The organism is Paraburkholderia sp. JPY465 (assembly GCF_050436725.1).
Classification (GTDB): domain Bacteria; phylum Pseudomonadota; class Gammaproteobacteria; order Burkholderiales; family Burkholderiaceae; genus Paraburkholderia; species Paraburkholderia youngii.
In genome coordinates, this window is record NZ_JBNDMT010000003.1 from 1099907 (window position 1) to 1113933 (window position 14027).

Below are 14027 nucleotides of genomic sequence, written 5' to 3' on the forward strand. Positions count from 1 at the left end.
CGGCGGCGTTCTCGAGGGCGGCCGCCAGGCCTGATGCAGCTATACACACTGGGGAAGCACGTTGTTCAAACCTCATCGCTTTGGTCCAAAGACGGTTATAGCCGCGGCGTTCGCCGCGCATGGGCTGGTTGCTCATGCAACGACGCCCTTCGTGGTGCAAGACATTCGCATTGAGGGATTGCAACGCGTCGAACCGGGTACGGTGTTCGCGTACCTGCCCATCAAACAAGGCGATACCTTTTCCGACGACAAGGCCTCTGAAGCGATTCGCGCGCTTTACGCGACGGGCTTCTTCAACGACGTCAAGATTGCAACCGAAGGCAACGTGGTGGTGGTGCAGGTGCAGGAGCGCCCGGCCATCGGCACGATCGACTTTGCCGGCATCCACGAATTCGAAAAGGACAACCTGATCAAGGCGCTGCGCGCGGTCGGGCTGTCGCAAGGCCGGTACTTCGACAAGGCGCTGGTTGACAAGGCCGAGCAGGAACTGAAGCGCCAGTACCTGACGCGCGGTTTTTACGCGGCCGAAGTCACCACGACGATCACGCCGATCGACCGCAACCGCGTCGGCATCCTGTTCTCGGTGGCCGAAGGTCCGAGCGCGAAGATCCGCCAGATCAACTTCATCGGCAATAAGACATTCAGCACCGGCACGCTGCGCGACGAAATGCAGTTGTCCACGCCGAACTGGTTCTCGTGGTACACCAAGAACGACCTGTACGCGAAAGACAAGCTCACCGGCGACCTCGAGAACCTTCGCTCGTTCTACCTGAATCGCGGCTTCCTCGAGTTCAGCATCGAATCGACCCAGGTGTCGATCTCGCCGGACAAGAAGGACATGTACCTGACCATCACGCTGCATGAAGGCCAGCCGTACACGATTTCGAACATCCGCCTCGCCGGCAATCTGCTCGACCGCGAAGCGGAGCTGAAGAAGCTCATCAAGATCAGGCCGGGCGACCGCTTCTCGGCCGAAAAGCTGCAGGCCACCACGAAGGCGATCGTCGACAAGCTCGGCGAATACGGTTACGCGTTCGCGACCGTCAATGCCCAGCCGCAGATCGACCAGAACAACCACACCGTCGACCTGACGCTGCAGGTCGACCCGAGCCGTCGCGTGTACGTGCGCCGCATCAACGTAGTCGGCAACACGCGCACGCGCGACGAAGTGGTGCGCCGCGAAATGCGCCAGCTCGAAAGCTCGTGGTTCGATTCGAACCGCCTCTCGCTGTCGAAGGACCGTATCAACCGTCTCGGCTACTTCACCGACGTCGACGTGACCACGGTGCCGGTCGAAGGCACGCCCGACCAGGTCGACATCGACGTGAAGGTCGCCGAAAAGCCGACCGGCGCAATTACGCTCGGTGCAGGTTTCTCGTCGACGGACAAGGTGGTGCTGTCCGCTGGTATCTCGCAGGACAACGTGTTCGGCTCCGGCACGAGCCTCGCGGTGAACATCAATACCGCGAAGACGTACCGTACGCTGACGGTCACGCAGGTCGACCCGTACTTCACGGTGGACGGCATCAAGCGGATCACCGACGTCTACTACCGTACCTACCAGCCGCTGTACTACTCGACCGATTCGAGCTTCAAGATCGTCACGATGGGCGGCGACCTCAAGTTCGGCATTCCGTTCTCCGAAGTCGATACCGTCTACTTCGGCGCGGGCTTCGAACAGAACCAGCTGGACGTCGATGCAAATACCCCGGCTTCATATAAGCAATACGTGAATGACTTCGGCCGGGTGTCGAACAACGTGCCGCTTACGGTTGGCTGGTCGCGCGATGCGCGCGACAGCGCGCTCGTGCCAAGCCGCGGCTACTTCGCGCAGGCGAACGCGGAATACGGCACGCCGATCGGCGGCACCCAGTACTACAAGGCCGACATCAACGCGCAGTACTATTACTCGTTTGCGCGCGGCTTTGTGCTGGGCTTCAACTTCCAGGGCGGCTATGGTAACGGCCTTGCTGGCAAGCCTTATCCTATCTTCAAGAACTATTACGCGGGCGGTATCGGTTCGGTGCGTGGTTACGAGCCGAGCTCACTGGGTCCGCGTGACAAAACGACCGGCGATCCGATCGGCGGGTCGAAGCTGCTGGTGGGCAATATCGAGTTGACGTTCCCGCTGCCAGGCACCGGCTACGACCGCACGCTGCGTGTGTTCACCTTCCTGGACGCTGGTAACGTCTGGGCGGACGCGAGCACGGCAGCGACGTCGACTGGCGCGAACGGCCTGCGTTACGGCTACGGTGTGGGTCTCGCATGGATCTCGCCGATCGGCCCGCTCAAGTTGAGCCTTGGCTTCCCGCTCACGAAGCACACGGGCGACCAGTATCAGAAGTTCCAGTTCCAGATCGGGACCGCGTTCTGATTGGGGCGACGGGCGCTCCCGGCGGCCGGCTGCGGCGGCGGGTGCTCCCGGCGGCGAGCCCGGCCAAACTACAGTATCGAGAGGATGACTTTGCTAACCGGTATGTTTTCGAAACGTGTAGCGTGCGCATTGGCGCTGGCAATGACCCTCGGGGTCGGCATGGCGCACGCGCAGGAGGCGAGAATCGCCGCGGTGAATTCCGACCGCATCCTGCGCGAATCGGCTGCGGCGAAAGCCGCGCAGCTGAAGCTCGAGGCCGAATTCGCGAAGCGGGACAAGGATCTGGCCGACATGGCGCAAAAGCTCAAGTCGATGTCCGATGCACTCGACAAGAATGGCGCGACAATGTCAGCGACTGATCGCGCGCAGAAGCAGCGCGACCTGTCGCAGCTCGACTCGGACTTCCAGCGCAAGCAGCGTGAGTTCCGCGAAGACCTGAACCAGCGCCGCAACGAGGAACTCGCGGCGGTGCTCGATCGCGCGAACAAGGTCATCAAGCAGATCGCCGAAACGCAGCACTATGATCTGATCGTGCAGGAAGCCGTGTATGTGAGCCCGCGCATCGATATCACCGACCAGGTGCTAAAGGCACTGGCGGCATCGGGCAACTAAGGGCAACCGGGGGCGGCGTACGGTCGCCCCGCGCGCGTTGGCGCGCGCCCTCGCAATGATTGAACAGGTTGGAGACAGGATAGGCATGGCATTTAAGCTCGAGGACATCGTCCAGCGGTTCGGCGGTGAGGTTGTCGGTAACGGGTCGCAGCGCGTGAGCAGTCTCGCGCCGCTCGACCAGGCAGGCCCGGACCAGTTGGCGTTCCTCGCCAATCCGAAATATCTGTCGCAAGTCGAAACGACCCGCGCCGGCGCGGTGCTGATCAATGCCGGCGACCTCGAGAAGCTCGCTTCACGCGAAGGTCGAAACTTCATCGTCACGCCGAATCCCTACGCTTACTTTGCGCGCGTCGCGCAAACCTTCATCGAGCTCGCCGCGCCGAAGCCCGTCCCCGGCGTGCATCCGAGCGCAACCATCGATCCTTCCGCGCAGGTCGCCGCGAGCGCGATGATCGGTCCGCGTGTCACCGTGGAAGCGGGCGCGGTGATCGGCGAGCATGCGCGGCTCGACGCCAACGTCGTGATCGGCCGCGGCACGCGTGTCGGCGCGAACGCGCATCTGTATCCGAACGTGACCGTGTACCACGGCTGCAAGCTCGGCGAGCGCGTGATCGTGCACGCGGGCGCGGTGATCGGCTCGGACGGCTTCGGCTTCGCGCCCGACTTCGTCGGCGAGGGCGATGCGCGCACCGGCAGCTGGGTGAAGATTCCGCAGGTCGGCGGCGTATTGATCGCGAACGACGTCGAAATCGGTGCGAATACCACGATCGACCGCGGCGCGATGGCCGACACGATCATCGAGGAGTGCGTAAAGATCGACAACCTCGTGCAGATCGGCCACAACTGCAAGGTCGGCGCCTACACGGTGATCGCGGGCTGCGCAGGTATCGCTGGCAGCACGACCATCGGGCGTCACTGCATGATCGGCGGCGCGGTCGGCATTGCCGGACACGTGACGCTTGCCGATCATGTGATCGTCACCGCGAAGTCGGGCGTGTCGAAATCGCTGCTGAAGCCCGGCATGTACACGAGTGCGTTCCCCGCCGTGAACCACGCGGACTGGAACAGGAGCGCGGCGCTGTTGCGCAATATCGACAAGCTTCGCGATCGCATCAAGGCGCTGGAGAGCGCCGCCGCCGACAAGGCCGGCAGCGCCACTGACGGCGCCGCAGGTCAACCCGCAGGCAACAAGATCTGACAGATATCCCGGCGACCCACCGGCACCGCGTAAAATAGTGGTCGAGCATCATGAAGCAAAGCCGGTGGCCGTGACCGGGTGGCACGGCCACCGGTCATCCAAGGCGCCGGTCGCGCGCGTTTTCAACCCACCTGCACCAGCATCCGCAGTCATCATCGCGCAGTCAATGCGTGAGCAGAAACACCATGAGCACCGAAAAAATCAATCTCGACATTCATAAGATTCTCACGCTGCTGCCGCATCGTTATCCGATCCTGCTGGTCGACCGGGTGCTCGAACTCGAACCGCACAAGAGCATCAAAGCGTTGAAGAACGTGTCGATCAATGAGCCGTACTTCCAGGGACATTTCCCGACGCGGCCGGTGATGCCAGGCGTGCTGATCCTCGAAGCGCTCGCGCAGACCGCGGCGCTGCTGACGTTCTCGGAAGAACCGAGCGATCCGTCGAACACGCTGTACCTGTTCGTCGGCATCGACAACGCGCGCTTCAAGCGCGTGGTGGAACCGGGCGATCAGCTGATCCTGAACTGCACGTTCGAGCGTCACATGCGCGGGATCTGGAAGTTCAAGGCGCGCGCCGAAGTGGATGGCGTCGTCGCGGCTGAAGCCGATCTGATGTGCGCGGTGCGTCACACGGACAAAGACGCGTGACGCCGGCGTCCGGGCAGATCGCGGCGCGGCACGTGCGCGGCGGCCCCGGCGTCAAGGCCATCCACACAACGCAACAGAATCAGAAGCGAGGACGCATGAGCAGGATCCATCCCACCGCGATCATCGAAGCGGGCGCGCAGCTCGACGAATCCGTCGAAGTCGGGCCCTATGCGGTGATCGGCGCACACGTGACGATCGGTGCGCGCAGCACGGTCGGCTCGCACAGCGTGATCGAGGGCTATACCACGATCGGCGAAGACAACCGCATCGGCCATTACGCATCGGTCGGCGGCCGTCCGCAGGACATGAAATACCGTGACGAGCCGACCAGGCTCGTGATCGGCAACCGCAACACGATCCGCGAATTCACCACGATCCACACCGGCACGGTGCAGGACGCGGGCGTCACCACGCTCGGCGACGAAAACTGGATCATGGCCTACGTGCACATCGGTCACGACTGCCACGTCGGCAGCAACGTGATCCTGTCGAGCAACGCGCAGATGGCCGGCCACGTGACGATCGGCGACCACGCGATCATCGGCGGCATGTCGGGCGTGCATCAGTTCGTGCGCATCGGCGCGCACGCGATGCTCGGCGGCGCGTCGGCGCTCGTGCAGGACGTGCCGCCCTATGTGATCGCTGCGGGCAACAAGGCCGAGCCGCACGGCATCAACGTCGAAGGGCTGCGCCGCCGCGGTTTCTCGGCTGACGCTATCTCGGTGCTGCGCTCCGCATATCGCGTGCTGTACAAGAACGGCCTGTCGCTCGAAGAAGCGAAGGTGCAATTGAAGGAACTCGGTTCGGCCGGCGGTGACGGCGACGCCCCGGTGCAGACGCTGCTCGCGTTCGTCGAAGCGTCGCAGCGCGGCATCATCCGCTAACCGATGACGTTGCAACCCAGTCCGCTGCGCGTCGCGATGGTGGCCGGCGAGCCGTCCGGCGACCTGCTGGCCGCATCGCTGCTCGACGGTCTCGCCAGCCGGTTGCCGGCCGCCACGCAGTACTACGGCATCGGCGGTCCGCGCATGATCGCCACGGGCTTCGACGCCCACTGGCCGATGGAAAAGCTGACGGTGCGCGGCTATGTCGAAGCACTGCGGCACATCCCCGAAATCCTCGGTATCCGCAACGAGCTCAAGCGTCAATTGCTTGCCGAGCCGCCGTCCGTGTTCGTCGGTGTCGACGCGCCCGACTTCAATTTCGGGCTCGAGCATGCGCTGCGCGACGCCGGCATTCCGACCGTGCACTTCGTCTGCCCGTCCATCTGGGCATGGCGTGGGGGGCGCATCAAGAAGATCGCCAAGGCGGTCGACCACATGCTGTGCGTGTTCCCGTTCGAAACCGCGCTGCTCGAAAAGGCGGGCGTCGCGGCGTCGTACGTCGGGCATCCGCTGGCCGATCAGATCCCGCTCGAACCCGACACGCTCGGCGCGCGCCGCGCGCTCGGTCTCGCGGAAAGCGGGCCGGTGATCGCGGTGCTGCCGGGCAGCCGGCGCTCCGAGATCGACCTGATCGGCCCGACGTTCTTCGCGGCGATGGAGATGATGCAGCACCAGGAGCCCAGCGTGCGCTTCGTGATGCCGGCGGCCACGCCCACGTTGCGCGCGCTGCTGCAGCCGCTCGTCGATGCGCACCCGGGCCTCGCGCTGACCATCATCGACGGCCAGTCGCAACTCGCGATGACCGCCGCCGACGCGATTCTCGTGAAGAGCGGCACCGTCACGCTGGAAGCCGCGCTGTTGAAAAAGCCGATGGTGATTTCGTACAAGGTGCCCTGGCTAACCGGCCAGATCATGCGCCGCCAGGGCTATCTGCCGTACGTGGGCCTGCCGAACATTCTGGCCGGGCGTTTCGTGGTGCCGGAGATCCTGCAGCACTTCGCGACGCCGCAGGCGCTCGCCGAGGCGACGCTGAAACAGTTGCGCGACGAAGCGAACCGGCGCACGCTGAAGGAAATCTTCACGGAGATGCACCACGTGCTGAAGCAGAACACCGCGCAGCGCGCGGCCGAAGTCGTGGCGAGCGTCGTCGAGCAACGGGCGGGGCGGCCATGACCCCGCCGCGCGCGCCTCGCCGCAAGACTGCGGCCGCCGTTCGGGTCGTCGCGCAAGCCGGCCTGAACTTCGAAAGCGCCGACGACATCGTCTGCGGCGTCGACGAAGCAGGGCGCGGACCGCTGGCCGGACCGGTCGTCGCGGCGGCGGTGATTTTCGATCCTGCGAAACCGATGATCCGCGGCCTCGACGATTCGAAGGCGCTCACCGCACTCAAGCGTGAAGCGCTGTACGAGAAGATCGTCGATCGCGCGCTCGCGTATTGCATCGCATCGGCGACGGTCGAGGAAATCGATTCGCTGAACATCCTGCACGCGACAATGCTCGCGATGAAGCGCGCGGTCGAGGGCTTGTCGGTCGTGCCGACGCTCGTGAAGGTCGACGGCAACCGTTGCCCGACGCTCAGCATCCGTAGCGAAGCGGTGATCGGCGGCGACGCGCTCGTGAAGAGTATCTCGGCGGCGTCGATTCTCGCGAAGGTCGCGCGCGACCGCATGCTGCTCGAGCTGCACGAGGCGTATCCCGTGTATGGCTTCGACGCGCACGCCGGTTATGGTACGCCGCAGCATCTCGCGGCGCTGCGCGATCATGGGCCGTGCGAGCATCATCGGCGCTCGTTCGCGCCGGTGCGCGAAGCGCATCTGCGGCTCGGCACAGGCGTGCCGCTGCCATCGGCGGACGCCGTCATCGTGGCCGACGCGCTGCTGCTCGACGACGATGCATTCGGCGACGCCGGCCTCGCGTGACCAGCGCCATCAGCACGGCTCGAACGCGGTTCGCGCTCGAGCGCCGCTGATTCCCTACTGATTTGCCACTGATCCCATTTCCATTTCTCACCGCCTTCGCTGCCTGTGAAAGCCATCACCTCGCGGGACAATCCGCTCTACAAGCGCCTGAAGGCACTGGCCGGCTCGACGCATCAACAGCGCCGCAGCGGCCATGCGCTGCTCGAGGGCTTCCATCTTGCGAGCGCGTATCTCGACGTCGCCGGTCAGCCGGAGCTCTGCGTCGTCACCGACGGCGCGCTGCGTCACGACGAAGCGCAGGCGATCGTCTCGCGCATCGACGAGCATCGGCTCGTGACGCTGCCGGATGCGTTATTCGGACAGTTGTCGAATGTGGTGCATGGCGTCGGAATTCTGCTGCTCGTCGAGAAGCTGGACGCGCCGCTGCCCGAGCGCGTCGAGCAAAACTGTCTGGTGCTCGACGGCGTGCAGGACGCGGGCAATGTCGGCTCGATTCTGCGCAGTGCGGCGGCCGCGGGCATCGAACACGTGTTCTGCGCGCCGGGCACGGCCTACGCGTGGTCGTCGAAGGTGCTGCGCTCCGGCATGGGCGCGCACTTCCTGTTGCAGATTCATGAGGATGTCGACGCGAGCGCGTTGATCGAACGTCTTGCGGTCCCGGTCGTCATCACCGATTCGCACGGCGCCGCAGCGATTTATGACTGCGACCTGAGCGGGCCGCTTGCGTGGGTGTTCGGCAACGAAGGGGCGGGCGTGTCGCAGGTGTGGCGCGATGCAGTGTCGTTGCGGGTGACGATTCCGCAGCCTGGCGGCATGGAATCGCTGAATGTGGCGGCCGCGGCGGCCGTCTGCGTGTTCGAGCAGTGCCGGCAGCAGCGCGGCCGTAAAAAGTAGATGTGAGGGGCGTTGCGCGGGGGCTGGCCCGGCAACGCAACGCCTGCTCCGCGGTCGCTCAATACGACGGCCGATCCAGCTTGATCTCCTGCAGGATCGTCGTCGCGATCTCCTCGATCGACTTGTGCGTCGACGACAGCCACTTGATCCCCTCGCGCCGCATCATCGCTTCTGCTTCGTTGATCTCATAGCGGCAGTTTTCCAGCGCCGCGTACTTGCTGCCCGGCCGCCGCTCGTTGCGGATCTCCGACAGCCGCTGCGGATCGATCGACAACCCGAACATCTTCTGCCGATGCTCGAGCAGCGGCGTGGGCAGCTTGCCGCGCTCGAAATCTTCGGGAATCAGCGGATAGTTCGCCGCTTTCACGCCGTACTGCATCGCCAGATAAAGGCTCGTCGGCGTCTTGCCGCTGCGCGACACGCCGACGAGGATCACGTCGGCGTCCGCGAGATTGCGGTTCGATTGACCGTCGTCGTGCGCGAGCGAGAAATTGATCGCCTCGATGCGGTTCTTGTACTCCTCGGTGTCCGCGTTCTGGTGACCGCGGCCCATCGCGTGGCTCGACTTCAGCTCCAGCTCCTGCTCAAGCGGCTCGACGAAGGTTTGGAACATGTCGAGCACGAGTGCGTTCGAATCCTTCACGATCTGATTCGACGAGCTATCGACGAGCGTGGTGAACACGATCGGACGACGGCCGTCCTGCACGACCGCTTCGTTGATTTTTTCGAGCGTTGCGTAGGCCTTCTCGGTCGAGTCGACGAATGGCACGCGGACCAGGCGGAATTTCTGGTCGAACTGGGAGAGGATCGAATGCGCGAAGGTTTCGGCAGTGATCCCGGTACCGTCTGAGACGATGAATACGGTGGGCGGCATCAGTGGGGCTGTGAACGTGAAAGGCAAATGAGCGGGCAAAGCGCGGCACTAGAACGCGCTTGGATCGAACCGCAGCGGCGCGCGGCCGGCCTCGCAAAAGCCCGATGGCTGGGCCGGGGCGCGATTCGAGACGCAATTCTCGACCGACCGCCACATTTGGGGAGTCGGCACGGTAGAATAGCGGCAACCTGTTGGATAAGCAATTGCAGGCGATTGGCCGGTAAATTACTGCGAACGGTCGTTCAACCTCACGTCATCTGACCTGAACATGCGTTGAACGCAAGAGATCGAGCGGTAAGTGCGTTGATTGGCGTTCTTCGCCGCCGTCTCCGTCATGCACGCGCCGGTGTCCCCATGCAACGCATTCGAGCCTTAACAGCGATTGCTTATCTAACAGGTTGTGCAAGACACGGGGTCGAGCTTCCAATGGGCTGCCCGTGTTCAAGCCCACTTGCACAGTCGTGAATTTCTTTCACACTTAGGGGCTTGTATGACTAACGCAGTTACCGTCGCAAAGGACAAGGCGTATGTAGTTCCGTTCGAGCAGTTGCGGATGACCGACGTGGAAATCGTCGGCGGCAAGAACGCGTCGCTGGGCGAGATGATCAGCCAGCTCGCGGAAGCCGGTGTGCGCGTGCCGACCGGCTTCGCGACCACCGCGCTCGCGTTCCGTGACTTCCTGCAGCACAACAACCTGACCGAACGTATCGCCAAACGTCTCGAGACGCTCGACGTCGACGACGTGAAGGCGCTCGCCGAAGCGGGCAAGGAAATCCGTCAATGGATCGTCGACGCACCGCTGCAGCCGCAGCTCGAAGCTGACATTCGCGCGGGGTTCGACACGCTGCAAAAGAGCTCGCCCGAAGAGCTCTCGTTTGCCGTGCGTTCGTCCGCGACCGCGGAAGACCTGCCCGACGCATCATTCGCCGGTCAGCAGGAAAGCTATCTGAACGTGGTCGGCATCGACGACGTGCTCGATCGCATGAAGCACGTGTTCGCGTCGCTGTACAACGACCGCGCCATCTCCTATCGCGTCCACAAGGGCTTCACGCATGCTGAAGTCGCGTTGTCGGCGGGCGTACAGCGCATGGTGCGCTCGGACGTCGGCGCAGCGGGCGTGATGTTCACACTGGATACCGAATCGGGCTTCAAGGACGCTGTCTTCATCACGTCGAGCTATGGCCTCGGCGAAACCGTCGTGCAGGGCGCGGTCAATCCGGACGAGTTCTACGTCTTCAAAACCACGCTCGCGCAGGGCAAGTACCCGATCATCCGCCGCTCGATCGGCTCGAAGCTGATCAAGATGGAGTTCACCAAGCCGGGCGAGCCGGGCCGCGTGAAGACCGTCGACGTCGCGCACGAGCAGCGCAACCGTTTCTCGATCACCGACGAAGACGTGATCGAACTCGCGAAGTACGCGGTCATCATCGAAAAGCACTATCAGCGTCCGATGGACATCGAGTGGGGCAAGGACGGCCGCGACGGCAAGATCTTCATCCTGCAGGCGCGTCCGGAAACGGTGAAGAGCCAGGGCGGCGGCAAGGCTGAGCAGCGCTTCAAGCTGAAGGGCCAGTCGAACGTCCTGGCCACTGGTCGCGCGATCGGTCAGAAGATCGGCGCGGGTCCGGTGCGCGTGATCCACGATCCGTCGGAGATGGACCGTGTGCAGCCGGGCGACGTGCTCGTCGCCGACATGACCGACCCGAACTGGGAGCCGGTCATGAAGCGTGCGTCGGCGATCGTCACGAACCGTGGCGGGCGCACCTGCCACGCGGCGATCATCGCGCGTGAGCTGGGCGTGCCGGCCGTGGTCGGCTGCGGCGACGCGACCGACGTGCTGAAGGACGGCGCGCTCGTCACGGTGTCGTGCGCGGAAGGCGACGAGGGCAAGATCTACGACGGTCTGCTCGAAACCGAAGTCACCGAAGTGCAGCGCGGCGAACTGCCGCCGATTCCGGTGAAGATCATGATGAACGTCGGCAATCCGCAGCTCGCGTTCGACTTCTCGCAACTGCCGAACGCAGGTGTGGGTCTCGCGCGACTCGAATTCATCATCAACAACAACATCGGCGTGCACCCGAAGGCGATCCTCGAGTACCCGAACGTCGATCAGGACCTGAAGAAGGCGGTCGAAAGCGTCGCGCGCGGTCACGCGTCGCCGCGCGCGTTCTACGTCGACAAGCTGACCGAAGGCATCGCGACGATCGCGGCGGCGTTCTATCCGAAGCCCGTCATCGTGCGTATGTCGGACTTCAAGTCGAACGAGTACAAGAAGCTGATCGGCGGTTCGCGCTACGAGCCCGACGAGGAAAACCCGATGCTGGGCTTCCGCGGCGCATCGCGCTATATCGCGGAAGACTTCGCCGAGGCGTTCCAGATGGAATGCGTCGCGCTGAAGAAGGTGCGTGAAGAGATGGGCCTCGACAACGTCGAGATCATGGTGCCGTTCGTGCGTACGCTGAAACAGGCGGAGCGCGTGGTCGGATTGCTCGCGAAGTTCGGCCTGAAGCGCGGCGAGAACGGCCTGCGCCTGATCATGATGTGCGAAGTGCCGTCGAACGCGATCCTCGCCGAAGAGTTCCTGCAGTACTTCGACGGTTTCTCGATCGGCTCGAACGACCTGACGCAGCTCACGCTCGGCCTCGACCGCGACTCGGGCATGGAACTGCTCGCCGTCGATTTCGACGAACGCGATCCGGCGGTCAAGTTCATGCTCAAACGCGCAATCGAAACCTGTCTGCGTCTGGATAAGTACGTCGGTATCTGCGGCCAGGGGCCGTCGGATCACCCGGACTTCGCGCAATGGCTGACGGACGAAGGCATCAAGTCAATCTCGCTGAACCCCGACACGATCATCGATACGTGGCAGCAGCTGGCAAAGGCAAAGGCGTAACTCGCGAGGTATCGAATGCCGCTTCGCTAGCGGCATTCCGCACGCGTTAGAGCACGTCCGCTTCGTGCTATAAACACCCCGGTAGATCCGGGGTGTTTTGCTTTGTGGAGGTCGACGTGGCGCCTGGTGGACTGTTCTGGTGGATCGGGGCGGGTGTGCTTGTCGTGATGGAACTGATGAGCGGCACCTTCTATCTGTTGATGATCGCGTTCGGCTTCGTTGCGGCCGCGCTTGCGCGCATCGCCGGCGCCGGGCCCGATCTGCAGTTCGTGGTGGCTGCGCTGGTCGCACTTGCGGCGGTCGTAGTGCTCAGACGCTCGCGCTTTGCCCGTCGCAGACGCGAGCAGGCTTCGCGCAATCCCGATGTCAATCTGGACATCGGCCAGACGCTGAACGTGCCGGCGTGGCAGGGGCGCAAAGCACGTGCGACCTATCGTGGCGCCGCATGGGACGTCGAGCTGGCCGCGGGCGAGCCCGAAGACGCGCAGGTCTACGAGATCAGGGAATTGCGTGGCAGTTGTCTGGTCGTCGTCGCGAGCCGGCAACCGAAGGCGCGCGCGAGCACGACCTGACGATCTGAACGGGAGTATTGGGTGCGGTGTTCGCCACACGCGCTCATCGATATCCCTTCACAAAGCGAAGCACCAAAGCCTAATCTGAACACGCAGGCCCGACCAACCTGCGCACAACAATTCGAAGCAGAATCGGAGGGTAGCGATATGGATTCAACCATCGTCGGGGCAGTGCTGCTGATCGTCGTGATCGTGCTCGCGTCGCAGACCATCAAGATCGTGCCGCAGCAGCATGCGTGGGTGCTCGAGCGCCTCGGCCGCTATCACGCGACGCTGACGCCGGGTCTGAGCTTCGCGTTTCCGTTCGTCGATCGGGTCGCGTACAAGCACGTGCTGAAGGAAATTCCTCTGGAAGTGCCGAGTCAGGTCTGTATCACGCGCGACAACACGCAACTGCAGGTCGACGGCGTGCTGTATTTCCAGGTCACCGATCCGATGAAGGCCTCGTACGGATCGAGCAACTTCGTGTTCGCGATCACGCAGTTGTCGCAGACCACGCTGCGCTCGGTCATCGGCAAGCTGGAGCTCGATCGCACCTTCGAGGAGCGCGATTTCATCAATCACAGCATCGTGTCCGCGCTCGACGAGGCGGCCTCGAACTGGGGCGTAAAAGTGCTGCGCTACGAGATCAAGGACCTGACGCCGCCGAAGGAAATCCTTCACGCGATGCAGGCGCAGATCACCGCCGAGCGCGAAAAGCGCGCGCTGATCGCGGCCTCGGAAGGGCGCAAGCAGGAGCAGATCAATATCGCGTCGGGCGGCCGCGAGGCGGCGATCCAGACGTCCGAAGGCGAGCGGCAGGCGGCGATCAACCAGGCGCAGGGCCAGGCCGCGGCGATTCTGGCGGTGGCCGAGGCAAACGCGCAGGCGATCCAGAAGATCGCCGCCGCGATCCAACTGAACGGCGGGATGGACGCGGTCAATCTGAAGGTGGCCGAACAGTACGTGAACGCGTTCTCGAACCTCGCGAAGCAGGGCACGACACTGATCGTGCCGGGCGACATGTCGAACATGAGTTCGATGATCGCGTCGGCGCTGACGATCGTGAACAAGGGCAGGGCGGCAGCGGAGCCGCCGCGAAGCGACCTGCGCTGACGAACCAGGCAATAAGCGCGCAATGAGCGCGTGACAAAAAGCAAAATGGCCCGCATATCGAT

Annotated in this window: 12 protein-coding genes; 11 read left to right on the forward strand and 1 reads right to left on the reverse strand. The window is 63.6% G+C overall.

Annotation, left to right across the window (positions count from 1 at the left end; all coding sequences use genetic code 11):
- Window positions 1-61: 61 nt before the first annotated feature.
- The 8 genes from bamA to QFZ94_RS19695 all read left to right on the forward strand — a co-directional run bounded on the left by bamA (window position 62) and on the right by QFZ94_RS19695 (window position 8531).
- Window positions 62-2374: an outer membrane protein assembly factor BamA gene (gene bamA, locus QFZ94_RS19660; protein ID WP_368587330.1), complete on the forward strand. Its 2313-nt coding sequence runs from the start codon at window positions 62-64 to the stop codon at window positions 2372-2374.
- 90 nt (window positions 2375-2464) lie between these two features.
- Window positions 2465-2986, forward strand: coding sequence for an OmpH family outer membrane protein (locus QFZ94_RS19665; protein ID WP_026225318.1), 522 nt, complete (start codon window positions 2465-2467; stop codon window positions 2984-2986).
- 85 nt (window positions 2987-3071) lie between these two features.
- A complete protein-coding gene (gene lpxD / locus QFZ94_RS19670; RefSeq protein ID WP_410847954.1) occupies window positions 3072-4184 on the forward strand; it encodes a UDP-3-O-(3-hydroxymyristoyl)glucosamine N-acyltransferase in 1113 nt (370 codons plus the stop codon).
- A 185-nt stretch (window positions 4185-4369) separates the two neighbouring features.
- The gene (gene fabZ, locus QFZ94_RS19675; RefSeq protein WP_006048683.1) at window positions 4370-4834 is read left to right on the forward strand and encodes a 3-hydroxyacyl-ACP dehydratase FabZ; all 465 of its coding nucleotides are present in this window, start codon (window positions 4370-4372) and stop codon (window positions 4832-4834) included.
- Between the two features lie 95 nt (window positions 4835-4929).
- Window positions 4930-5718, forward strand: coding sequence for an acyl-ACP--UDP-N-acetylglucosamine O-acyltransferase (lpxA, locus tag QFZ94_RS19680; protein WP_429458906.1), 789 nt, complete (start codon window positions 4930-4932; stop codon window positions 5716-5718).
- Between the two features lie 3 nt (window positions 5719-5721).
- Window positions 5722-6891 (forward strand): lipid-A-disaccharide synthase, encoded by a 1170-nt coding sequence (gene lpxB / locus QFZ94_RS19685; protein WP_429458908.1) that lies wholly within the window; start codon window positions 5722-5724, stop codon window positions 6889-6891.
- Window positions 6888-7637 carry a ribonuclease HII gene (rnhB, locus tag QFZ94_RS19690; protein WP_368587327.1) on the forward strand — a complete coding sequence of 250 codons (750 nt, stop codon included), beginning with the start codon at window positions 6888-6890 and terminating at the stop codon, window positions 7635-7637. The genes lpxB and rnhB overlap by 4 nt, the downstream gene beginning before the upstream one ends.
- A gap of 105 nt (window positions 7638-7742) precedes the next feature.
- Window positions 7743-8531 (forward strand): TrmH family RNA methyltransferase, encoded by a 789-nt coding sequence (locus QFZ94_RS19695; protein ID WP_410847956.1) that lies wholly within the window; start codon window positions 7743-7745, stop codon window positions 8529-8531.
- Between the two features lie 58 nt (window positions 8532-8589).
- On the opposite strand, the gene ppsR is transcribed toward QFZ94_RS19695, so the two are convergent.
- Complete coding sequence (gene ppsR / locus QFZ94_RS19700) at window positions 8590-9405, reverse strand: posphoenolpyruvate synthetase regulatory kinase/phosphorylase PpsR (RefSeq protein ID WP_013089690.1); 816 nt, start codon at window positions 9403-9405, stop codon at window positions 8590-8592.
- Between the two features lie 490 nt (window positions 9406-9895).
- Between ppsR and ppsA the strand changes: the two genes are divergently transcribed.
- The 3 genes from ppsA to QFZ94_RS19715 all read left to right on the forward strand — a co-directional run bounded on the left by ppsA (window position 9896) and on the right by QFZ94_RS19715 (window position 13965).
- Window positions 9896-12298, forward strand: a complete 2403-nt coding sequence (ppsA, locus tag QFZ94_RS19705; protein WP_429458910.1) for a phosphoenolpyruvate synthase — start codon at window positions 9896-9898, stop codon at window positions 12296-12298.
- A 116-nt stretch (window positions 12299-12414) separates the two neighbouring features.
- Window positions 12415-12870, forward strand: a complete 456-nt coding sequence (locus QFZ94_RS19710) for an NfeD family protein (protein ID WP_368587324.1) — start codon at window positions 12415-12417, stop codon at window positions 12868-12870.
- A gap of 147 nt (window positions 12871-13017) precedes the next feature.
- Window positions 13018-13965, forward strand: coding sequence for an SPFH domain-containing protein (locus QFZ94_RS19715; protein WP_176108302.1), 948 nt, complete (start codon window positions 13018-13020; stop codon window positions 13963-13965).
- The last annotated feature ends 62 nt before the right edge of the window (window positions 13966-14027 follow it).

Coding starts and splice junctions, on each gene's coding strand:
- lpxD (WP_410847954.1), top strand. CDS start 3,072: ATGGCATTTAAGCTCGAGGACATCGTCCAGCGGTTCGGCGGTGAGGTT.
- fabZ (WP_006048683.1), top strand. CDS start 4,370: ATGAGCACCGAAAAAATCAATCTCGACATTCATAAGATTCTCACGCTG.
- lpxA (WP_429458906.1), top strand. CDS start 4,930: ATGAGCAGGATCCATCCCACCGCGATCATCGAAGCGGGCGCGCAGCTC.
- lpxB (WP_429458908.1), top strand. CDS start 5,722: ATGACGTTGCAACCCAGTCCGCTGCGCGTCGCGATGGTGGCCGGCGAG.
- rnhB (WP_368587327.1), top strand. CDS start 6,888: ATGACCCCGCCGCGCGCGCCTCGCCGCAAGACTGCGGCCGCCGTTCGG.
- ppsR (WP_013089690.1), bottom strand. CDS start 9,405: ATGCCGCCCACCGTATTCATCGTCTCAGACGGTACCGGGATCACTGCC.
- ppsA (WP_429458910.1), top strand. CDS start 9,896: ATGACTAACGCAGTTACCGTCGCAAAGGACAAGGCGTATGTAGTTCCG.
- QFZ94_RS19715 (WP_176108302.1), top strand. CDS start 13,018: ATGGATTCAACCATCGTCGGGGCAGTGCTGCTGATCGTCGTGATCGTG.